Here is a 21,658-nt window from a genome sequence, read left to right as displayed (position 1 = left end):
CACGATGGGAACGGGAGAGGACATCATGCTTGCCAGCCGCCGCTCATTCCTGTCCGGCCTCGCCGCCGCCGGAAGCTTCGCCATCGCCTCGCCGGCCGTGCTCGGCCAGGGCAAGCCGCGCGTCGTCGTGATCGGCGGCGGAGCCGGCGGCGCGACCGCGGCGAAATACGTCGCCAGGGATTCGAACGGCGCCGTTGCGGTGACCCTGGTCGAGGAGAACGAGGCCTACCAGACCTGCTTCCATTCCAACCTCTTCATCGGCGGCTTCAAGAGCTATGACGAGATCAGCCATCGCTACGACGCGCTGGCGAAGAACCACGGCGTCACGCTCGCCCGCGCCCGCGCCACCCGGATCGACCGGGACAGGAAGGAGGTCGTGCTCTCGACCGGCGACCGCCTGCCCTATGACCGCCTCGTCGTCTCGCCCGGCATCGACCTGAAATACGATTCCGTCCCCGGCTGGTCGAAGGAGGCCGAGGAGGCGATGCCGCATGGCTGGAAGCCCGGCCGGCAGACGCAGCTCGTCAGGCAGAAGCTCGACGCCGTGCAAAATGGCGGCACGCTCGTGATGATCGCCCCGCCCAACCCCTATCGCTGCCCGCCCGGCCCCTATGAGCGCGTCTCGATGTTCGCCCATGCGCTCAAGGCGAGCGGCAGGGGCGACTGCAAGATCTTCGTCCTCGACCCGAAGGAGAGCTTCTCGAAGCAGGGCGTCTTCCAGGAGGGCTGGGAGAAGCATTACGGCTCGATGATCGAATGGCTCGGCCCCAAGGTCCATGACGGCATCAAATCCGTCGACCCGAAGACGAACACCGTCGTCACCGGCTTCGAGACCTACAAGGATTGCGCCTTCGTCAACGTCATCCCGGCGCAGATGGCCGGCGAGATCGCCCGGGCGGCCGGCCTCGCGCCCGCCGGCGGCTATTGCACCATCGACCCCGCCACGATGAAGTCCGTCGCCGATCCGAACATCTTCGTGCTCGGCGACGCCTGCATCGCCGGCGACATGCCGAAATCCGCCTTCGCCGCCAACAGCCAGGCCAAGGTCGCGGCCATGGTGATCCGCGGCGAGCTCACCAACGCCCGGACCTTCCCGGCGCGCTACATCAACACCTGCTGGTCGCTGATCGAGACCGACGACACCGTCAAGGTCGGCGGCCGCTACGAGGCCAGGGACGGCAAGATCGCCGCCACCGAGACCTTCGTCTCCCAGCCGCGCGAGAGCGCCGAGCTGCGCAAGGAGAACCAGGCCGAGAACATCGGCTGGTATGCGGCGATCACCGCCGACATGTTCGGCTGACAGCCGCTCGCCACGCCGCCGCTTTCGGCGGCTCAACCTTCTCTCCCGCAATCAGGATAGACGCATGAGACTGCCCATCATCGCCGCTGCCCTCGCCGCCGCCCTGGTCACGACCGGCGCGCGGGCGCAGGACGTCGCCGCCGGGGAGCGTTCGTGGAACAAGTGCCGCGCCTGCCACCAGATCGGCGAAGGCGCCAAGAACCTGGTCGGCCCGCACCTCAACGGCCTGTTCGGCCGGCATACCGGCGAGGTCGAGGGCTACAGCTATTCGGCCGCGAACAAGGGCGCCAACCTGACCTGGGACGAGGCGACCTTCGCCGAGTACATCAAGGACCCGAAGGCCAAGATCCCCGGCACCAAGATGGTCTTCGCCGGCATCAAGAACGAGCAGGAGATCAAGGATCTCACCGCCTTCCTCAAGCAGTTCGGCAAGGACGGCAAGAAGATGTGAGCAGGGCCGCGTTCCCTACAGATCCACCGACATCGACAGCCTGAGCGTGCGCGGCGCCCCGACATAGAAGGTGCCGAAGGAGGCGACGCTCGACCAGTACTTGCTGTCGGCGACGTTCTGCACCGTCGCGCGGAACACCGTCCTGCGCCCGGCGATCTCGGTCGCATAGCGCGCGCCGAGATCGACCCGCGTCCAGTCCGGCAGCGACTGGGTGTTGGCCGCATCGACATACTGCTTGCCGGTGTGGATCAGCGCCCCGGTCAGCGTCAGCCCCCTGAGCCAGGGCACATCCCATTCGGCGCCGAGATTGAGCTGCACCGGCGCGACGCCGATCGGCCGGTTGCCGAGATTGGCGGCGACCGCGGTCCTGGTCAGCTTTCCGTCGAGCAGCGAGGCGCCGCCCAGCAGGCGCAGCTGCGGCGTCACCTCGCCGTAGACACTGAGCTCGAGCCCGCGCACGCGCTGCTCGCCGGTGACGGAGAACACGCCGCCATTCAGTTCGCCGCTGGGCTTGTCGATCTGGAAGCCGGCGAGCGAGGCGCCGAAGCTGCCATACTGAAGCTTGACGCCGGCCTCGTACTGCTTGGTGCGGTAAGGCGCGAAGGTCTCGCCGGCATTGCTCGCCGTGGCCGGGGCGACGTCGCCGCGGCTCAGGCCCTCGACGTAATTGGCGTAGACCGAGAGGTGATCCAGCGGCCGCAGCACGAGCCCGACGACGGGCGTGGTGGCGCTCTCGTCATAGGCCGAGGTCAGGATGCCGGTGCCCGCTGCGTAATTGTGCGAGGCGACCGACTGCCGGCGGACGCCCAGCGTCAGCATCACCCGTTCGTCGAAGGCCGACATGGTGTCGGCGAGCGCGAAGCTCGTCAGGTCGCTGTCGGACAGGCGCGTGCGCGGGGCCCGGCTCGCGAGCTGCGGGGCGCTCCAGCCCGGCGCGTAGATGTTCGACAGGACCGGCGCGCCGTTCGTCAGCGCCCGCTCCAGCGTCTCGCGATAATAGGACGCCTGCAGGGTCAGCGAATGCTTGACGAAGCCCGTCTCGAACCGGGCACGGATGCCGGCCTCGTAGCTCTGGCGGCCGATGCCGAGGTCGAAATATTGCGGCAGATGGCTGGTGTCGCCGCGCGCGTTCAGGATCGTCGGCAGGCCGAAGAAGCGCTCGACGCGGGTCTGCGAGCCGCCGACATTGCCGAACATCGTGATCTGGTCGGTGAGATCGACCTCGTTCTTCCACAGCACCGAGCGGTCCTCGATGCGCGACCATTCCCAGGGCTGGATGACGTTCTCGCGTCCGCTCGGCGCGGATGGCACCGGCAGGCCCCGCGTCATCAGGAACGGGCGCGACGGTGCGTCGAAATCGTCGCGCTGGGCGAGGCCGTAGAGCCAGCTGCGGAAGCGCTCGCCCTGATAGTCGAGCGCGAGCGACGCGATGCCGGTCTGCTCGGACTGTCGCTCGACCGCCGTGTCGCCGCCGCGCAGGGAGCCGTTGGCACGCAGACCGAACGCGCGGTCGGGGCCGAACCGGCGGGCGATGTCGAAGGTCGCGCCGCCATGGGCCTTCGACGAGAACTCGGCGCCGATACGGGTGATATCGGCCTCGGCGCGCTTGGGCACGACGTTGATCACGCCGCCGACGCCGCCATTGGGCGCGATGCCGGTCAACGCCGCGGCCGGCCCCTTCAGCACCTCGATGCGCTCGGCATAGTCGGTGAAGACGCGATAGTTCGGCGCGACGCCGTAAATGCCGTCGAAGGCGATCTCGCCGCTATTGCCCTCGCCGATCGGGAATCCGCGGATATTGAAGGAATCGACGATCCCGCCGGCCGGGTGCGAACTGCGCACCGACGGATCGAGGATCAGCGCATCGGCGACGGTCGAGGCTTGCAGGTTGCGTGCGAGCTCTCCGGTATAGCTCGTCGCGCTGAAGGGCGATGTCAGCGTCCCGGCATTGCCGAGCAGGCCGAGCCGGCTGCCTTGCGCAACCTGCCCGCCGGCGAACGGGGCGGGCACGCCGGCAGCGTTGGCCGGGCCTTCGACCACGATCTCCTCGAGCTGGAGCTGGCTCCCGGACCGCTCCTGCGCGCCGGCCGCCGACGCCGCGACCAAGGCGAGGGCCGTGCTCGTCAGCAAGGACGGCAGACGCCCGCCCATGCCGGGGAGCGGACGGGAACGACGGCACGTCGTCGCGGAACGAATTCTGGACATAAAGGACCCCGAACCAGCCGATCGGAACGTTTCCGATCGGCGGGGACCCTGTTCGCTGCGTCAAAAAAAGAAAAGCACCGATGCGCCTCAACGGATCGTCAGCGCTACAACTGCATCCGACTGTACCATATTCGCAACGAATACTTTTTAATTACTTCAACTCGCGAATTCCAATCTACCAGTCGCCTCCCCTCGAGCGCAGACGCGGCGCCCCTCGCGATCGGGCGACGCGGCATCGCCCGGCTGCCTCGGCGGGACGGCCGGCGGCTCGAGCCGAAGGGCTCGTCCGCCGGAAGCACCTCGCCGCGTCAGATGACGCGGCGCGGATCGAGCGCGTCGCGCAGGCCGTCGCCGATGAAGTTGATCGACAGCACCGTCAGGAAGATCGCCGCGCCCGGGAACAGGGCCCAGTGCGGAGCGGTGTCGAGCTGGTCCTTGGCGTCGAAGAGCAGGCGCCCCCAGGTCGGGATATCGGGCGGAAAGCCGAGGCCCAGGAAGGAGAGCGTCGATTCCGCGATGATCGCCGAGGAGACCTCGATGGTCGAGGCGACGATCACCGGGCCGAGGGCGTTGGGCAGGATGTGCCGCGTCATCTGGCGGAACCTGGTGGCGCCCTGGGCCCTGGCGGCCTCGACGAACTCCTTCTCGCGCAGCGACAGGAACTGCGCCCGCACCAGCCGGGCCACCGGCATCCAGCGCAGGCCGCCGATCACGACGACGATCAGGATGAAGACGCCGCCCTCGACCCCGAAGATGGCCTTCAGCTGCTCGCGGAACAGGTAGATCACGAGCAGCAGCAGCGGCAGCTGCGGCAGCGACAGGAACAGGTCCGTCACCCACATCAGGACGGGATCCGCGATCTTGCGCGACATGCCGGCGACAGCGCCGATCACGACGCCGACCGTGGTCGCGACCACCATCGCGGCGAGGCCGACGGCGAGCGAGATGCGGCCGCCGTACATCATCCGCGCCAGCAGATCCTGGCCGAGATCGTCGGTGCCGAACGGATGCTCGAGGGACGGGCCCTGGAGCTGCGCCGCGAAGTCGATCTCGTTGATCGGCACGGTCCAGAACCACGGGCCGACGACGACGCCGAGGATCAGCAGGCCGAGCACGATCGTGCTCGCCATGGCGAGCCGATGGCGCCGGAACCGCCGCCAGGTCTCGCGCCCGGGCGAAACCGAGACGGAGGCCGCGGCGGCGACGGCCGCGGGCTCAGCGGAAGGAGATGCGAGGGTCGAGCCAGCCATAGAGCAGGTCCGCGATGAGATTGAACAGGACGACCAGGCAGGCGAACACGAAGGTCACGGCCATGATCACGGGGGTGTCGTTGGCGAGGATCGCGTCGATCAGCAGCGAGCCGATGCCGGGAATCCGGAAGATCTGCTCGGTGACGATCGCGCCGCCGAAGACCGCCGGCATCTGCAGGGCGACGAGCGTCACCACCGGGATCAGCGCGTTGCGGGTGATGTGCCGCAGCGTGACGGTCTTCTCGCTGAGCCCCTTGGCGCGTGCCGTGGTGACATAGTCCAGCCGGATCACGTCGAGCACCGCCGAGCGGACATAGCGCGTATAGGAGGCCGCCTGGAACAGGCCGAGCACGGTGATCGGCATGATCGCCTGGCGGAACAGCTCCCAGTACCAGCGCCAGCCGGTCGCGGCGATGTCGGAGCGATAGACGAACGGGAACCAGTCGAGCTTGATCGAGAACAGCAGGATCAGCAGCAGCCCGGTGAAGAAGGTCGGCAGCGAGAAGCCGACGAAGGCGAGCGTGTTGGCGATCTGGTCGAAGACCGAATAGGGCCGCGTCGCCGCGTAGATGCCGACCGGCAGCGCGATGCACAGCGCCAGGATCTGCGAGGAGCCGACGACGAAGAGCGTGGTGGGCACGCGCTGCAGGATCAGGTCGTCGACGTCGATGCGGCTGGCGAAGGAGAAGCCCCAGTCGCCCTGCGCCATCGCGGCGAGCCAGCGCAGATAGCGCACCATGATCGGGTCGTTGAGGCCGAAGCTGGCGCGCAGCGCCTCGCGGACCTCGGGCGGGACGTTGGGGTTGGTCGCCATTTCCGAGAACGGATCGCCCGGCGCCAGGGCCAGGACCGTGAACAGGATCAGGCTGATGCCGAGCAGGCTCGGAATGGCGATGAGCAATCGCCGCAGAAGATAGGTCGCCATCTGGGATTCCCGTGGAACGGACGGGTCGCGGGGATAGCCTGACGGGCCTGGCGGCGGCGAACCGCCGTCAGGCCGGACCGGCCGAGCGGAGGACGGTGTCCGCCCGCGAGGCGCTGCTCAGCGCGCCGCGGGCGGCCTTGCCGGCCTCAGCTCCGATACCAGGCCGCCACGTTCCAGGTGTCGACGTCCCAGCCGCTGTGATCGTGCATCAGGCTCGTCGCCGAGGCGGCGACGCGGGTGCGCGAGAGCAGCGGCAGGATGACGTTGGCTTCGCAGAAGATCTCGTTGACCTTGATCAGCAGCGCGGCCCGCTTGACCGGGTCGAGCTCCTTCTGCGCCTCCTTGTAGGCCTTGTCGGCCTCCGGGTCCGAATAGCGCGAGACGTTCCGGCCCAGCCACTTGTTCTCCTTGTTGGCGATCTCCCAGGAGGTGAACTGGTTGAGGAAGCGCTCCGGATCGGGCTGCGGCTGCGTGGTCGTGTACATCTCCATGTCGACATAGAGCTTCGTGTAGGTGTCGGGGTTCGCCACGTCGGAGGAGAAGAACACCGACGCCGTCACCGACTTCAGCTCGAGGTCGATGCCGGCCTTCTGGCAGGCCTGCTTGATGATCGCCTGCGTCTTCTGGCGCGGGGCGTTGATCGAGGTCTGGTAGACGTATTTGAGCTTCTTGCCGTCCTTCTCGCGGATGCCGTCGGCGCCGCGCTTGTAGCCGGCCTCGTCGAGGATCTTGTTGGCCTTCTCGATGTTGAACTCGTATTTCAGCTTCTGCGACTTGAACTGCTTCGGCTCGTTGACGAAGCTCGCCGTCGCGGTGCCGCCGCGGCCGTAGATGAACTTCTGGATCGAATCGCGGTCGATCAGCAGGTTGATCGCCTGGCGCACCTTGGGATCCGACAGGGTCGGGTGCTTGGTCTTGACGCTGGAGCGCTCGCCGTCGACCTCGGTCCACGGATCGGTGGTGTTGAGGATGATGAACTCGATGTCGCCCGAGGCGACCGCGCTGATCTTGCCGCGGCCGCCGGTCTCCATCCGCTTCAGGACCTCGTCCTCGACCTGCAGGTTCCAGGCATAGTCGAACTCGCCGGTCTGCAGCACGGCCCGCGCCGCCGAGACCGCGTCGCCGCCGCCCTTGACCTCGATCGTGTCGAAATGCGGCTGGTTCTTGACGTGATAATCGGGATTGCGCTCGCCGATCAGGATGTCGCCCGGCTTGAAGTCGACGAACTTGTAGGGACCGGTGCCGACCGGCTTGAGGTTTGCCGGGGCCTCGCGCGACTTGGCGCCCTTGTACTCGCCGAAATGATGCTTCGGCAGGATCTGGCCGGCGACGCCGACGAAGGGATCGGCCCAGAACGGCGTCGGCTCCTTGAAGATGACCTTGACCGTGTGGTCGTCGATCTTCTCCACCTTGATGTTGGCGTAGGCGCCGGTGGTGTAGGCCGCGGTCGCCGGATCGGCGGCGTATTCCCAGGTGAAGACGACGTCGTCGGCGGTGAACGGCTTGCCGTCATGCCATTTGACGCCCTGCTTCAGCTTCCAGATCACCTCCTTGCCATCGGCGGAGAGCCCGCCATTGGCCTTGGTCGGAACCTCCGCGGCGAGCTGCGGCGTGAGGTTGCCCTCCTTGTCCCAGCCGGCGAGCGGCTCGAAGAAGATGCGGCCGGCGATCTGGTCCTTGGTGCCGCTGGCGAAATGCGGGTTGAGCAGCGTCGGCGCCTGCCAGAGCAGGATCTTGAGCGGCCCGCCGCCGCCGGCCTTGGTCGGCTTGTACTGCAGCGACGCCTGCGCCATGGCGACGTCGTTCCAGGCCAGGATCTGGCTGGCGATCGGGGCCGCGATGCCGACCGCGGCCAGACGCTGGATGAAGGCGCGCCGCGAGACCGCCCCGTCCTTCACGCCCGCAACCAGTTCGCGCAACTTGTGTTCATCCATTGCTGATCCCCTCTGCTGACATCGGTCCATGATCCGAATGCGAGGCGTTTCGCCTCTTTTCTTATGATCGGCAGCGCAGGAAGGCATGCGTCCTCGGAGGCGTCAACCGGCCTGTGCCCAAGCGATGGTCAGGACGTGGTCGAAATGCGGCCGCCGAGCTCCCTCGGCGGAGCGCGGCCGGCCCCTCGCCGCGGCGCGCGCCGCCGCAGATCCGCCCTCTTGCGCCCGGCGCCGTCGGGCCCGCAGCGCGTCGGCGGCAGCGTCCCCTTCGCGACAAGGTGTCGCTTGCGACGCACCCGGCCGAGCCGGCACTCGGGTCTTCCGGCGCCGGCGCTTGCCCTGCCGGGCCGGCTTTGGCAGAGAGACCGCACGACTTGCGTCCAGCCCCCCCTGCATGCACAAGCCGTGAATCGCATATGGGCTCTGCTCTCGCCTTCGGCTGCTCGCGGGTTCGATGAAAAAGTACCTCGACTATCTCTGGCCGCTGATCGGCCTCGTCGCAGTCATCTGGTCCGTCGACCTGCTCTGGGACAAGCTCAAGACCGAGGCCCTGACCAACGAGGCGGTCGCGGCCCAGCTCGAGCAGGCCGGGCTCTGGGACGCGTTCAAGATCGTCGCCCTCGGCATCGGCCAGAAGATCGCGCTGATCCCGCCCGGCGCCTTCTTCCATGCCGGCCTCGCCACGCTCGTCGCCTATGCCGCGCTCGCCTGGTACGACCGGATCGCGCTTCTGCACCTCCACCGCGAGAAGGGCATCTCCTGGGCCTATATCTCGCTCTGCTCCTTCGTGACCTACGCCCTCTCCCACAATATCGGCGCCTCGGTCTTCTCCGGCGGGATGGTGCGCTACCGCGCCTACCATGCCAAAGGCCTGAGCGCCGCCGAGATCGCGGTGCTGGTCGCGCTCTGCTCCTTCACCTTCGCCTTCGGCACCATCCTGCTGATGGGGCTCGTCCTGGTCGGCGAGCCGCAGATCCTGCGCCCGCTCCATCGCCTCTCCGACTGGTTCGGCATCGGCGACAAGCAGGCGCGCCTGATCGGCTTCGCGCTGCTCGCCTTCTGCCTGCTCTATACGATCGGCTCCTGGCTGCGCTTCAGGCCGCTCAGGATCGGCACGTTCGAGCTGGTCTATCCGCGCCTGCCGATCGTGGCCCGGCAATATCTCGCCGCCCCGCTGGAGCTGATGGGCGCCGCCGGCATCATCTATTTCGCCCTGCCGGAGCAGGGCAATCCCGGCTTCTTCATCGTGCTCGGCGCCTTCCTGATCTCGTTCTCGGCCGGCCTGCTCAGCCAGGTGCCGGGCGGGGTCGGCGTGATGGAGGCGGTCTTCCTGGCGGTGATGCCGGGCGTGCCGGCGCCCGCCGTCTTCGCCGCCCTGCTGATCTGGCGGCTGTTCTACCTGATCCTTCCGCTGGTGTTCTCGCTGCCGATCGTGCTCGCCTTCGAGCGCGCGCAATTGCGCAAGGCGCTGGCGCACGAGACGCAGGTGAAGGCGCAGGAGCAGGCGGCGGCGAAGGCGGCAGCCCTGCACATCGACAAGCCCGAATGAGGCCTCAGCGCTTCAGCGCGATCGCCGCCGCCCCGAACATCAGCAGGCTGCCGACCGCCTCCGCCGGACCGAACGGCTCGCCCAGCGCGAGCACCCCTGCCCCCACCGCGACCGCCGGGCTGATGAAGGCGTAGAGCCCGGCCCGGAAGGCGCCCCAGTCGCGCACCAGCCGCAGATAGATGGTGAAGCCGATCAGCGAGCCGCCGACGACGAGGACCGCCAGCGCCGGCAGCACCGGCCAGGACAGCAGCGCGCCGAAATGGGCCGGCCTGACATCCTCCAGCAGGGCCGACATCAGGCAGAGCCCGAAGCCGCCGATCAGCGTCTGCCAGCCGGCCAGCGTCAGCGTCGGGATGCGGCCCATCACCGGCCGCGACCGGACCGCGCCGAAGCAGTAGAGCAGCGTGCCGGCCGCGACGGCGGCCAGCCCCCAGAGCTCGAGCGGCCCGCCCTGCGCCGCGGCGAGCCCGCCCAGCGCCCGCGTCGAGAACAGGAAGCCGAGTCCGACCGCGCCGAGCCCGATCGCGGCGAGCTTGCGCCTGCCGATCCCGTGCCCTTCGATCATGCGGCTGGCGATGATGGTGAAGATCGGGATGGTGGCGAAGTTGACGATCGCCGCGAGCCCGGTCGGCGCCTGGGCGGTGCCCCAGAACAGCAGGGTATAGTTGCCGGTGTTCAGCAGCAGCGCCGTCATGACGACGCGCGTCCAGGCTCCGGCCGGCACCCGCAGCGCGTCCCGTCCGGCCCAGGCCAGCATCAGCGTGCCGGCGATGACGAAGCGCGAGGCGGCGAGGAAGACCGGCGGCACATGCTGCGCCCCGACCTTGATCGGTAGCCAGGTCAGCCCCCAGACGAGGCACATCAGCGCGAAGAGGGCGGCGTTGCGGGACATGGGCTGCGCTTGATGTGTGGAGGGGAGCGGCGATGCTGGCCGGGATGCGGCCGTCGCCGGCGACGCGACGCCGCCTCGCCATCTGGCCAACGCCCGCGCCGCGCTCTATTATAAGAGAATAGAGGGTATGATGATGGACGATCTCGCGTCAAGATTGGCCGAACGGCTGCGCAACGAGCGCGAGGTCCGCGGCTGGAGCCTGAACGATCTCGCCGAGCGCTCCGGCGTCTCGCGGGCGATGATCAGCCGGATCGAGCGCGGCGAGGCGAGCCCGACCGCGGTCCTGCTCGGCCGGCTCTCCGGCGCCTTCGGCCTGACCCTCTCGAACCTGCTCGCGCGGATCGAGAATGCCGGCGAGCGTCTCCGCCGCGCCGCCGACCAGCCGGTCTGGCGCGACCCGGAGACCGGCTTCATCCGCCGCGCCATCTCGCCGGCTGGCAACGGCGACCTCGAACTCGTCGCCGGCGAGCTCCCGCCCGGCGCGGCGATCGCCTATCCCGCCAGCTCCTACGCCTTCATCCGCCAGCAGATCTGGATGCAGTCCGGCCTGCTCGATTTCGACGAGGGCGGCAGCATCACGCGGCTGGGGCCGGGCGACTGCATGGAGCTCGGCCCGCCGAGCGATTGCCGCTTCAGCAATCCCGGCCCGGAGCCGGCGCGCTATCTCGTGGTGGTGAGCCGGCGCTGATCTCCGTCAAACGCTCCCCACGGTCCTCAGCTTCGCCCGCGGGTGGATCTCGCTCTGCGAGAGCACCGGCGTCTCGCGGCGGAAGCGCTCGATGATCTGGCGCACGAAGGGCCGCGCCATGCCCGAGGTGACCAGCGCCGGCATCTCGCCGAGCCGGGCCGCCTCCTCGAACTTCTCGCGCACGACATGGACGAAGTCCTGCAGGCGCGAGGGCTGCATGGCGAGATGGCGATCCTCGCCCTGGCCGACGATCGATTCGGCGAAGACGCTCTCCCAGGCCGGCGACAGCGTGATGATCGGCAATTGCCCGTGCTGGTTCGAGAACTGCGCGCAGATCTGGCGGGCGAGCCTGACGCGGACATGCTCGGCGATGTCGCGCGGATTCTTGAGGGCGCCGGCGACCTCGGCGATGCCCTCGACGATGGTGCCGAGGTCGCGGATCGAGATCCGCTCGGAGAGCAGCAATTGCAGCACGCGCTGGATGCCGGTGGTCGAGATCTGCTGCGGCACGATCTCCTTGACCAGGTCGGCATGGTCCTTGGGCAATTCGCGCAGCAGCTTCTGCACCTCGCCATGCGAGAGCAGCTCCGGCATGTGCGATTTCAGCACCTCGGTGAGATGGGTCGAGATCACCGTCGCCGCGTCCACGACGGTGTAGCCGCGCAATTGCGCCTCGTCCTGCAGCGCGCCGTCGATCCAGGTCGCCGGCAGGCCGAAGGTCGGCTCCAGCACGTTGTGGCCGGGCAGCGTCACGCTGCCGCCCATCGGGTCCATCGCCATGTACTGGCCGGGATAGACCATGCCGTGGCCGGCATCGATCTCCTTGATCTTGATGAAGTAGTGGTTGGCCTCGAGCTGGACGTTGTCGACGATGCGCACCGCCGGCATGACGAAGCCGAGTTCGGCGGCGAGCTGGCGCCGGAGCGCCCTGACCTGGTCGGTCAGCCGGTCGGCGCCCCCCGGCGCGTTGACCAGCGGCAGCAGCCCGTAGCCGATCTCGATCTTGAGCTCGTCGAGCTTGAGCAGGTCGTTGAGCGTCTCTTCCTTCGGCGTGCCGTCGGGCGCCAGCGGCGAGGCCGCCTGCGCCTGCACGGCCGCCTCCGCGTCCCGGGCCTTGGCGAGCCTGCCGAAATGCCGTGCCAGCCAGGCCGAGCCGGCGGCGAGCGCCAGGAAGGGCAGCATCGGGATGCCGGGCAGGACCGCGATCAGCGCCATCACCGCGGCCGACATGCCGAGCGCCTTCGGATAGCCCGAGAGCTGCTTGCCGAGCGCCTTGTCGGCGGCGCCGCGCACGCCCGATTTCGAGACCAGCAGGCCTGCTGCGGTCGAGACGATCAGCGCCGGGATCTGGCTGACCAGGCCGTCGCCGACGGTCAGCGTCGTATAGCTCTGCGCCGCGGCGCCGAAGCCCATGCCCTGCTGCGCCACGCCGATGATGATGCCGCCGATCACGTTGATGAAGGTGATCAGCAGCCCCGCGATCGCGTCGCCGCGCACGAATTTCGAGGCGCCGTCCATCGAGCCGAAGAAATTGGCTTCGTCCTCGAGCGCCTTGCGCCGCTGCTTGGCCTGCTCCTGGTCGATGAGCCCGGCCGAGAGGTCGGCGTCGATCGCCATCTGCTTGCCCGGCAGGGCGTCGAGGGCGAAGCGCGCCGCGACCTCGGCGATGCGGCCCGAACCCTTGGTGATGACGACGAAGTTGACGATGATCAGGATGGCGAAGACGATCACCCCGATCACGAAATTGCCGCCCATCACGAAGTTGCCGAAGGCCTCGATGACGTGGCCGGCGGCGGCGCTGCCCTCATGGCCATGCGACAGGATGAGCCGCGTCGAGGCGAGGTTCAGCGCCAGCCGCAGCATCGTCACGATCAGGAGCACGGTCGGGAAGGCGGAGAACTCCAGCGGCTCCTCGATGAACAGCGCCGTCATCAGGACCAGCACCGACAGGATGATCGAGAGCGCCAGCAGGAGGTCGAGCAGGACCGCCGGCAGCGGGAAGATCAGCACCACGAGGATGCCCATCACGCCGATGGCGAGGAACAGGTCCGGCCGGTTGAGCAGCGCGCCCATCTGGCCGCGCGTCGGCATCGCCATGCCGCCGCCGCTGCCCGCCGTCACATCGCTCATGAAGTCGCCGCTCCCACGCGTCGCCCGTCGCCGGGCGCGAGCCGTACCCGGCAATTCTTGCCGAGCGCATGGTGAACGAGTGGTTAAGACGCCTCAAAAAATCCCGTCTGGAACCTTTCCCTGAACGGGCTGTTATCGAATGGCCGCGTTCTGGCCGCATTCGGCCAGCCAACTCGCGCGGGGGTCGACGATCTCGGCCGTGGGGCCGAAATCTCCTGGAGGATGCCTTGGATAGACGTTCGTTCATGCTGAGCCTCTTCGGCGGCCTTGCCGCCGCCGGCGTCGGCGGCCTGGGTGCCGCCCGGGCGGCGACGGCAGCGCCCGCGGCGGCGGAAGAGCTTGCCCCGGCGCTGAAGGCCGGGCTCGACAAGACCGATGCCGAATACAGCCAGACCGTGGTCCGGCGCACCACCGTGGTCCGCCGGCCGGTCTACCGCCGTCCCGTCGTCGTGCGCCGCACCACCGTCGTGCGCAGGCCTGCCCCGTACAGACGCCCGGTCGTGGTGCGCCGCACCACCGTCGTGCGCCGTCCGCACCGTACCGTCGTGCGCCGGCGCGTGATCTATCGCTGAGAGGACAACCGATTGACGGGCGGCTTCCGGCCGCCCGTCGCCTTTGAAGCGGCGCCAAGACCGTCTGTCGAAGGGAAACGCTCGTGAACGAGGCACGCCGGAGCACTGGCGAGATCGTCACCGACATTCCGGCCAGGCTCGACCGGCTGCCATGGTCGCGCTTCCACACGCTCGTCGTAGTCGCGCTCGGCATCACCTGGATCCTCGACGGGCTCGAGGTCACGCTCGCCGGCGCCGTTTCGGGAGCGCTCAAGGAAAGCCCGACCCTGCGCTTCAGCAACACCGATGTCGGGATCGCCGGCGCCGCCTATCTCGCCGGGGCCGTCTTCGGCGCGGTGTTCTTCGGCTGGCTCACCGACCGGCTGGGCCGCAAGAAGCTCTTCACCATCACCGTCCTGGTCTATCTGAGCGCGACCGCGGCCACCGCCTTCTCCTGGAACCTGTGGAGCTTCCTGCTCTTCCGCTTCCTGACGGGCATGGGCATCGGCGGCGAATACACCGCGATCAATTCGACCATCCAGGAGCTCGTGCCGGCCCGCGTGCGCGGCTGGACCGACCTCGTCATCAACGGCTCCTTCTGGGTCGGCGCCGCGATGGGCGGCGTCGCCGCCATCGTCCTGCTCGATCCCGCCCTGGTGGCTCCGGATATCGGCTGGCGCCTCGCCTTCTTCGTCGGCGCCGTGCTCGGCCTGATCATCATGATCCTGCGGCAGTGGATTCCGGAGAGTCCGCGCTGGCTGATGAGCCATGGCCGCATCCGCGAGGCCGAGGCCGTCGTCGACCATATCGAATCCTTCTCCCCGCCGCAGCCGGCGGCGACGCTGCCGACCCTCGCGCTGCGCCCGCGCCCGCACACGCCGCTGTGGGAGGTCGCCCGCACGCTCTTCGTCACGCACCGGCCGCGCACGCTGGTCGCGCTGGCGCTGATGGCCTCGCAGGCCTTCTTCTACAATGCGATCTTCTTCACCTATGCCCTGATCCTCACCGATTTCTACGGCATACCCTCGAACCTGATCGGCTGGTTCATCCTGCCCTTCGCGGTCGGCAACTTCCTCGGCCCGGTCCTGATCGGCCGCCTCTTCGACACGCTCGGCCGCCGCCCCATGATCGCCGCGACCTACATCATCTCCGGCGTCCTGCTCGCGGGGACCGGCTTCCTCTTCGCGCGTGAGATGGTGACGGCCAGCCAGCTGACCATCTGCTGGAGCATCGTCTTCTTCTTCGCCTCGGCCGCGGCGAGCTCCGCCTATCTGACCGTGAGCGAAACCTATCCGCTCGAGATCAGGGCTCTGGCGATCGCGGTGTTCTACTCGCTCGGCACCGGGCTCGGCGGCGTGGCCGGTCCCTGGCTGTTCGGCATCCTGATCGACACCGGCTCGCGCCTCAGCGTGCTCGGCGGCTATCTCTTCGGCGCGGTGCTGATGATCGCGGCCGGGGCGATCGCCTGGGGGTTCGCGGTGAAGGCCGAGCGGCGCCCGCTCGAGGAGGTCAGCAAACCCCTGGGCGCGGTATGACGGGGCGGGACGAACCGCCGGTCCGGAGCTCGGCGGCCGGCGGCGATTCCGCGCCTGACCGCTGCAAGGAACCTACGGCCGGACCCACGCGCCGTCGGCCCCGACGAACCGCGGACGTGATCGGCGGCGAGAAAGGGACTATGATCCGGCCCGCGGGACGCGGCGTCGGGACCGAACCAACTGGAGGCATGACATGGATCGACGTTCATTCGTGATGGCGCTCTTCGGAGGCCTCGCCGCGGCCAGTATCGGCGGCGTCGCCGCTTCGGAAGCGGCGCAGCCCAGGCCGGCGCCGCTGCCGGCCAAGAAGCCGGAAGACCTGCCGCAGGATCTGCCTGAGGAGATCAAGGACGGCCTCGACAAGGCCGACACCGATTTCAGCCAGTACTATTACTATCGCCGGCCGCGCTATTATGCCCGGCCGCGCTATTATCGCCGGCGCTACTACTATCGCCCACGCTATTATTATCGGCCGCGACGCTACTATTATCGCCGCCGCTACTATTACTGAGTGCCGTAAACGGGCCGGGGCCATCGCTCCGGCCCGTTCGTCGTCCCGCGGCTCTGACGCTGGTCGTCAGAGCGTATTGGTGCGCGCCTGCCCCGGCTCGGCGACCGGGACGCCCGCCGCGACATATTCGCTGAGCTTGTTGCGCAAGGTCCGGATCGAGATGCCGAGGATCTTGGCGGCATGGGTGCGGTTGCCGAGACAATGGTCGAGCGTGTCGAGGATGAGATCGCGCTCGACATCGGCGACCGTGCGCCCGACCAGGCCGCGCGTCACGGCCTCGGCCGTCTGCGCCGCCCGCGCCGCGACATCGCGCCCGCTCGCCGGCCCCAGCGTCTCGCCCTCGGGCGTCAGCATGGCTTCGGTGCCGATCTCGACGCCCTGGGCCAGCAGCACGGCGCGGTGCACCGTGTTCTCGAGCTCGCGGACATTGCCGCGCCAGGCGTTGGCGAGGAGGAGCTTGCGCGCCTCGGGCGCGATCGGCCGCAGCGGCAAGCCGTTCAGCTCGGCATATTTCCTGGCGAAATGGTCGGCCAGCGCCAGGATGTCGCCCGGCCGCTCGCGCAGCGCCGGCAGGCGCAGATGCACGACGTTGAGCCGGTAGAACAGGTCCTCGCGGAAGGAGCCTTCGCGGACGGCATCGGCGAGGTTGCGGTTCGAGGTCGCGATGATGCGCAGATCCACCTTGACCGGCTGCGTGCCGCCGACCCGATCGATCATCCGCTCCTGCAGCGCACGCAGGAGCTTCGCCTGCAGGCGCACGTCCATCTCGGAGATCTCGTCGAGCAGCAGCGTCCCGCCGCTGGCCTCCTCGAACTTGCCGATGCGCCGGGCCACCGCGCCGGTGAAGGCGCCCTTCTCATGGCCGAACAGCTCGGACTCGAGCAGGTTCTCGGGAATCGCGGCGCAGTTCACCGCGACGAACGGCTTGTCCTTGCGCAGCGATTTCTGATGCAGGTGCTGCGCGATCATCTCCTTGCCGGTGCCGCTCTCGCCGGTGACCAGCACGGGCGCGTCGGAGCGCGCGATCTGGTTGGCGAGCTGGACCACGCGCTCCATGGCCGGATCGCGCCAGATCAGGCTCGCCTTGTCGCCGGCGACGGCGGCGAGCACGGCGGCGATCAGCTCCGGATCGGGCGGCAGCGGCACGTATTCGCGCGCTCCGGCCTGGATCGCGGCGACGGCGGCCCGGGCGTCGGTCGAGGTGCCGCAGGCCACGAGCGGGGTGCGGATGCGCTCGCTCTCGAGCGCGGCGACGAGCTTGCCGATCGGCTGCTCGACATCGACCATCAGGAGGTCGCCGCCCTTGGCGCGCAGCACCGCCAACGCCTGCTCGACGGTTTCGGCATGGGTGACGGCGGCGCCCTGCGCCACCGCGATCTTGGCCGCGGTGATGAGCTGGCCCTTCAGGCTGCCGACGATGATGAGGCGCATGGCTCAGGCCTTCCCTGACAGCTGCATTCGTTCCGGCCGGCTGCTCACCGGTCGGTCTTGATGATTTCGGTCATGGTGACGCCGAGGCGCTCCTCGACCACCACGACCTCGCCGCGCGCCACCAGGCGCTCGTTGACGAAGATGTCGATCGCCTCGCCGACGCGCCGGTCGAGCTCCAGCACGGTGCCGGGCGTGACGCGCAGCAGATCGCCGACCGCGATCCGCGACGAGCCGAGCACCGCCGACACCGTGACCGGCACGTCGAAGACCTGCTCGAGGTCCTCCGCCGTCTTCACCGGGACCGGCCCGGAGCGCGCCACCGATTCGGCCCCGGCATTGTCGAAGGAGAGATCGGCCGGGTTGAGCGGCGGCAGGTTGAGGTCGTTCTCGTTCGCCATCTGTGTTACCTCGCTGTCGGGCCGAAGACGGCCTCGACCGCCTTGCCGACCGCCTCGTCGAGCTCTGCGCGTTCGATCGCGATGCCGCCATCGGCCCATTCCAGTCGCCCGTCGCCGACGGCGATGTCTGGCTCGCCGAGCACGACGATGCGGCCGGCGAAGCCGGCCTCGCGCGCCAGCACCGCGAGCTTGCCCTCGACGGTCTCGACCAGGCTCTCATGCACCCGGATCGCCAGATGCGGCGCATGCCTGGCATGGGCGAGGCATTCGCGCGCGGCGGCGAGCAGTTGCGCCAGCGGCTTGTCGGCCAGGGCCGCCCCGGCGAGGCTGCGCGCCGTCGCGACCGCGAGTTGCGCCGCCTGCGCCTCGATCTGCGCCAGCCGCTCGTCCTGCTGCGACAGCAGGCGCTCGCCATGGCGCACCAGCTGCGCCAGCACGGCGGAGAGCTGCTGGTCGGCGTCCCGCCGCCCCTGGTCGAGCCCGCTGTGGAAGCCTTCGGCGCGGGCGCTGGCGAGCGCCGCCTCGTCGACCGCCTTGCGGCCGTTGCCGCGGAAATCGGTGTCGAACATGAATTTCTTCGCCGCAGCCATGTCAGTACACCAGCTCGTCTTCGGAATTGCCCTTGGCGATGACGATCTCGCCCTTCTCGGCGAGGTCCTTGGCCAGGGTCACCATCTTCATCTGTGCCTCGTCGACCTCCTTGAGCCGGAGAGGACCCAGCCCCTGCATGTCGTCCTGCAGGTTCTTGGCGGCGCGCTGCGACATCGCCCCGAGGAAGAACGTGCGCATCTCCTCGTTGGCGCCCTTGAGGGCGCGGGCCAGCATGTCCTTGTCGACCTGGCGCATCAGCGTCTGCAGCCCGGCGGAATCGAGCTTGCCGAGGTCCTCGAAGGTGAACATCAGCGCGCGGATGCGCTCGGCCGATTCCTGGTTGGTGGCGTCGAGCGCGGCGAGGAAGCGCATCTCGGTCTGGCGGTCGAAGCCGTTGAAGATCTCGGCCATCATCTCGTGCGGGTCACGCCGCCGCGTCTGCGTCAGGGTCGAGACGAATTCCGTGCGCAGCGTGTTCTCGATGTGGTCGAGCGCCTCCTTCTGCACCGATTCCATGCGCAGCATCCGGCTGACCACCTCGATCGAGAGCTCGTTCGGCAGGTTGCGCAGCACGTTGGCGGCATGCTCCGCCCGGATGCGCGACAGGATCACCGCGATGGTCTGCGGGTATTCGTTCTTGAGGAAGTTCGCGAGCACGACCGCATCGATATTGCCGAGCTTCTGCCACATGTTGCGCCCGGCCGGGCCGCGGATCTCCTCCATGATCAGCGCGACCTGGTCGCTCGGGAGGATCTTCTCGAGCAGCGAGATGGTGCGATCGAACGAGCCGGTGATCGCGCCGGCGCTGGAGAGCCTGCCGACGAAATCCAGCATCAGCTTCTCGACCTGGTCGGAATCGACCGTGCCGAGCTCCGCCATCGCCCGCGTGATGATGCGGATCTCCTCGTCGTCGAACTCCTCCCAGATCAGGCGGCCATGCTCCTCGCCGAGCACGAGCAGGATCACGGCGGCGCGCTGCGGCCCGGTCATGCTCTCGATCGTGACCGGGCCCTCGCTATAGCTGCCGGAGTCGTTGTCGGAGCTGGCGGAGCCGCTGCGCGTTGCGATGGAGCGTGTCATGGCCATGGTTCAGGCCCCCTCACGCCGCCGACTTCTCATGGATCCAGCCGCGCAGCACCGCGACCGAATCCGCCGGGTTCTGGGCGACCATGGCGCCGATCTTCTCGACCGACTGGGCCTTGAGCTGGCCCTTGATCTGCGCGATCGCGAGCATCCGCTCCGACGGCGCCTCGACCTCGATCTGGCCCGGCTCCCCGCCGGGCCCGACGGCCGCGCCGCCGGAGACGGAGGGAAACGCCGACGGATCGCCGTTGCCCTGGTCGACGACCAGCGCCCCGTTGCGCATGAAGGTCGGGAGCGCGCGGACCTCCTGGTCGGGCGCCAGCACCTGCTTGAGCAGCGGGCGCACGACGACCATCAGCACGATCAGGATGAGCAGCGCGATCACGCCGATCTCCGCGAAGCGCACCAGGTCCTCCCGCGAGAAGGAGAGCAGCTGCTGCATCAGGCTCTGCTCGACGAGATCGGTCTGCGCCGGCGGCGCTTCCGCGAAGCGCAGATTGACGACCTCGACCTGGTCGCCGCGCTGGCGGTCGAAGCCGATCGCGGTCCGCACCAGCTGCCCGATCCGCTCCAGCTCCTCCTGCGGGCGCGGCTGATAGCTGGTCTCGTTGCCCTGCCGGCTGTAGACGCCGTCGACCAGCACCGCGACCGAGAGCTTGCGGATGCGCCCGCCCTCCTGGACCTCAGTCCGGGTGGTGCGCGAGATCTCGTAGTTGACGACCTCCTCGTTCTTCGAGCTGGAATCGCGCTGCGCGGCCTGCTGCTGCCCCTGGTTCTGCTGCGCCCCCGGCAGCTCGTTGCCGACGGTGACGCCCTCGCGCTGCTCGCTGGTCGCTGCGGCTTCGGTCCGGTTCTGGCTCGAGCGGATGACCTTGCTCTCCGGATCGTAGGTCTCGGACCGGCTCTCGATCCGGTTCGTGTCGAGCGTCGCCGAGACCTGCACGCGCGCCCGTCCGGGCCCGACGATGCTGGCGACGATGTCTTCGATCTGCCCCTTCATCCGCCGCTCGATCGCGCCCTGGCGCTCGTCGAGGGCGACGCCGACGAGCCCCTGCTCGCCCTGGGCGCCATCGGCCAGCAGCCGGCCGCGCTCGTCGACGATCGAGACCCGCTCGGGCTTCAGCCCGTCGACGGCGGAGGAAACCAGGTGGCGGATCGCCCGCACCTGGGCGTTGTCGAGATCGCCGGCGAGCTTGAGCGCGATCGAGGCGCGCGGCGGCTCGCGGTCGCGCTCGAACAGGCGCCGCTCGGGGATGACGAGATGGACGCGTGCCGCCTGGACGCGGCCGATCGAGCGGATGGTGCGCGAGAGCTCGCCTTCCAGGGCGCGCAGATGGTTGATGTTCTGGACGAAGCTGGTGGAGGAGAAGGCGTCGCCCTTGTCGAAGATCTCGTAGCCGACGCCGCCGCCGGTCGGGATGCCCTTGCCGGCGAGCTCCAGCCGCAGCCGCGGCACGTCGGCGCGCGGCGCCAGGATGGTCTGGCCGTCGCCGCGCAGCTCGTATTTCACGCCGCGGGCATCGAGATCCTTGACGATGGCGCCGACGTCCTGGCTCGACAGGTCGGCGAAGAGCACGCCCATCGCCGGCTGCGACATGCGCAGCATGACGAAGGCGAAGAAACCGATCAGCGCCAGCGTCACCGCCAGCATCGCCGCCAGCCGTGCCGCGCCGAATCTCCGGAACTGATCGACTAGCCCGTTCACGCCGTTCTTCCGTCCCCCGGTGCCTGCGAGACCAACGCGCAGACGCACCACTAGGCAAGTTTTTCCCGGTGCATGGTTAGCACCGGGTTAACGGCGGTTCGGAAACGGCACAGTCGGATGGAACGCCTCGCCGGAAAAAGCAGAAAGGCGCCGGCCCTTCGGCCGACGCCCCTGAATTTTCCGCTGATCCCGGAAAGCCTTACTGGCGATAATGCTGGATGCGGGTGGTGCGCAGGCCGGCGAGGCCGTGCTGGTCGATCGAGGACTGCCAGCTGAGGAACTCGTCGACGGTCAGCGTATAGCGCTGGCAGGCCTCCTCCAGGCTGAGCAGGCCACCGCGTACCGCGGCGACGACTTCGGCCTTGCGCCGGATCACCCAGCGGCGGGTGTTCATCGGCGGCAGGTCGGCGATGGTCAGGGGGCTGCCATCGGGCCCGATCACATATTTGACGCGCGGTCGCAGCGGCTCGGTCATGGTACTCTCACACAACTCAACAGACCTACTGCCCGGGAGCCTAGCCCCGACGGA

Annotated in this window: 19 protein-coding genes; 7 read left to right on the top strand and 12 right to left on the bottom strand. The window is 68.6% G+C overall.

Annotated elements, in window-relative coordinates; all coding sequences use genetic code 11:
* Positions 1-25: 25 nt before the first annotated feature.
* Together CS1GBM4_RS07760 and CS1GBM4_RS07755 are read left to right on the top strand one after the other, a co-directional pair.
* A complete protein-coding gene (locus CS1GBM4_RS07760; protein ID WP_186418131.1) occupies positions 26-1,300 on the top strand; it encodes an NAD(P)/FAD-dependent oxidoreductase in 1,275 nt (424 codons plus the stop codon).
* A gap of 64 nt (positions 1,301-1,364) precedes the next feature.
* Positions 1,365-1,751 carry a cytochrome c family protein gene (locus CS1GBM4_RS07755; RefSeq protein ID WP_186418130.1) on the top strand — a complete coding sequence of 129 codons (387 nt, stop codon included), beginning with the start codon at positions 1,365-1,367 and terminating at the stop codon, positions 1,749-1,751.
* 15 nt (positions 1,752-1,766) lie between these two features.
* Here the strand turns inward: CS1GBM4_RS07755 and CS1GBM4_RS07750 are convergent, their stop codons facing one another.
* The 4 genes from CS1GBM4_RS07750 to CS1GBM4_RS07735 form a co-directional block, all read right to left on the bottom strand.
* Positions 1,767-3,881, bottom strand: a complete 2,115-nt coding sequence (locus tag CS1GBM4_RS07750; RefSeq protein ID WP_348522315.1) for a TonB-dependent siderophore receptor — start codon at positions 3,879-3,881, stop codon at positions 1,767-1,769.
* Positions 3,882-4,264: 383 nt separating this feature from the next.
* Positions 4,265-5,206 carry an ABC transporter permease gene (locus CS1GBM4_RS07745; protein ID WP_186418128.1) on the bottom strand — a complete coding sequence of 314 codons (942 nt, stop codon included), beginning with the start codon at positions 5,204-5,206 and terminating at the stop codon, positions 4,265-4,267.
* Positions 5,172-6,131 (bottom strand): ABC transporter permease, encoded by a 960-nt coding sequence (locus CS1GBM4_RS07740; RefSeq protein WP_186418127.1) that lies wholly within the window; start codon positions 6,129-6,131, stop codon positions 5,172-5,174. Before CS1GBM4_RS07740 ends, CS1GBM4_RS07745 begins: the two co-directional genes overlap by 35 nt.
* A gap of 146 nt (positions 6,132-6,277) precedes the next feature.
* Positions 6,278-8,065, bottom strand: coding sequence for a peptide ABC transporter substrate-binding protein (locus tag CS1GBM4_RS07735; protein WP_186418126.1), 1,788 nt, complete (start codon positions 8,063-8,065; stop codon positions 6,278-6,280).
* A gap of 454 nt (positions 8,066-8,519) precedes the next feature.
* On the opposite strand from CS1GBM4_RS07735, the gene CS1GBM4_RS07730 reads away from it, so the two are divergent.
* Complete coding sequence (locus CS1GBM4_RS07730; RefSeq protein ID WP_186418125.1) at positions 8,520-9,614, top strand: YbhN family protein; 1,095 nt, start codon at positions 8,520-8,522, stop codon at positions 9,612-9,614.
* Between the two features lie 4 nt (positions 9,615-9,618).
* Here CS1GBM4_RS07730 and CS1GBM4_RS07725 read toward each other — a convergent pair whose 3' ends face one another.
* Positions 9,619-10,506, bottom strand: a complete 888-nt coding sequence (locus CS1GBM4_RS07725) for an EamA family transporter (protein ID WP_186418124.1) — start codon at positions 10,504-10,506, stop codon at positions 9,619-9,621.
* A 133-nt stretch (positions 10,507-10,639) separates the two neighbouring features.
* Between CS1GBM4_RS07725 and CS1GBM4_RS07720 the strand changes: the two genes are divergently transcribed.
* A complete protein-coding gene (locus CS1GBM4_RS07720) occupies positions 10,640-11,194 on the top strand; it encodes an XRE family transcriptional regulator (protein WP_186418123.1) in 555 nt (184 codons plus the stop codon).
* A 6-nt stretch (positions 11,195-11,200) separates the two neighbouring features.
* Here CS1GBM4_RS07720 and flhA read toward each other — a convergent pair whose 3' ends face one another.
* A complete protein-coding gene (gene flhA / locus CS1GBM4_RS07715; RefSeq protein ID WP_186418122.1) occupies positions 11,201-13,324 on the bottom strand; it encodes a flagellar biosynthesis protein FlhA in 2,124 nt (707 codons plus the stop codon).
* 227 nt (positions 13,325-13,551) lie between these two features.
* Here flhA and CS1GBM4_RS07710 point away from each other — a divergent pair, with 227 nt between their 5' ends.
* From CS1GBM4_RS07710 to CS1GBM4_RS07700, 3 genes are all read left to right on the top strand, one after another.
* The gene (locus CS1GBM4_RS07710; RefSeq protein ID WP_186418121.1) at positions 13,552-13,896 is read left to right on the top strand and encodes a hypothetical protein; all 345 of its coding nucleotides are present in this window, start codon (positions 13,552-13,554) and stop codon (positions 13,894-13,896) included.
* An 83-nt stretch (positions 13,897-13,979) separates the two neighbouring features.
* Positions 13,980-15,410: an MFS transporter gene (locus tag CS1GBM4_RS07705; protein WP_186418120.1), complete on the top strand. Its 1,431-nt coding sequence runs from the start codon at positions 13,980-13,982 to the stop codon at positions 15,408-15,410.
* A 193-nt stretch (positions 15,411-15,603) separates the two neighbouring features.
* A complete protein-coding gene (locus tag CS1GBM4_RS07700) occupies positions 15,604-15,921 on the top strand; it encodes a hypothetical protein (RefSeq protein ID WP_186418119.1) in 318 nt (105 codons plus the stop codon).
* Positions 15,922-15,987: 66 nt separating this feature from the next.
* On the opposite strand, the gene CS1GBM4_RS07695 is transcribed toward CS1GBM4_RS07700, so the two are convergent.
* The 6 genes from CS1GBM4_RS07695 to CS1GBM4_RS07670 all read right to left on the bottom strand — a co-directional run bounded on the left by CS1GBM4_RS07695 (position 15,988) and on the right by CS1GBM4_RS07670 (position 21,604).
* Positions 15,988-17,352 (bottom strand): sigma-54 dependent transcriptional regulator, encoded by a 1,365-nt coding sequence (locus CS1GBM4_RS07695; RefSeq protein ID WP_186418118.1) that lies wholly within the window; start codon positions 17,350-17,352, stop codon positions 15,988-15,990.
* Positions 17,353-17,396: 44 nt separating this feature from the next.
* A complete protein-coding gene (gene fliN, locus CS1GBM4_RS07690; RefSeq protein ID WP_186418117.1) occupies positions 17,397-17,750 on the bottom strand; it encodes a flagellar motor switch protein FliN in 354 nt (117 codons plus the stop codon).
* A gap of 5 nt (positions 17,751-17,755) precedes the next feature.
* Positions 17,756-18,340: a FliH/SctL family protein gene (locus CS1GBM4_RS07685; RefSeq protein WP_186418116.1), complete on the bottom strand. Its 585-nt coding sequence runs from the start codon at positions 18,338-18,340 to the stop codon at positions 17,756-17,758.
* Between the two features lies 1 nt (position 18,341).
* Positions 18,342-19,331: a flagellar motor switch protein FliG gene (fliG, locus tag CS1GBM4_RS07680; RefSeq protein WP_244607127.1), complete on the bottom strand. Its 990-nt coding sequence runs from the start codon at positions 19,329-19,331 to the stop codon at positions 18,342-18,344.
* Positions 19,332-19,440: 109 nt separating this feature from the next.
* Positions 19,441-21,129, bottom strand: a complete 1,689-nt coding sequence (gene fliF / locus CS1GBM4_RS07675) for a flagellar basal-body MS-ring/collar protein FliF (protein ID WP_186418114.1) — start codon at positions 21,127-21,129, stop codon at positions 19,441-19,443.
* 199 nt (positions 21,130-21,328) lie between these two features.
* Positions 21,329-21,604 carry a DUF1153 domain-containing protein gene (locus CS1GBM4_RS07670; RefSeq protein WP_057191455.1) on the bottom strand — a complete coding sequence of 92 codons (276 nt, stop codon included), beginning with the start codon at positions 21,602-21,604 and terminating at the stop codon, positions 21,329-21,331.
* Between the last annotated feature and the right edge of the window lie 54 nt (positions 21,605-21,658).

Origin of the sequence: Allobosea sp. CS1GBMeth4 (assembly GCF_900185715.1) — a bacterium.
Taxonomy (GTDB): Bacteria; Pseudomonadota; Alphaproteobacteria; order Rhizobiales; family Beijerinckiaceae; genus Allobosea.
The sequence above is the reverse complement of the archived record's forward strand: the minus strand, read 5'-3'. Positions and strand labels throughout refer to the sequence as shown.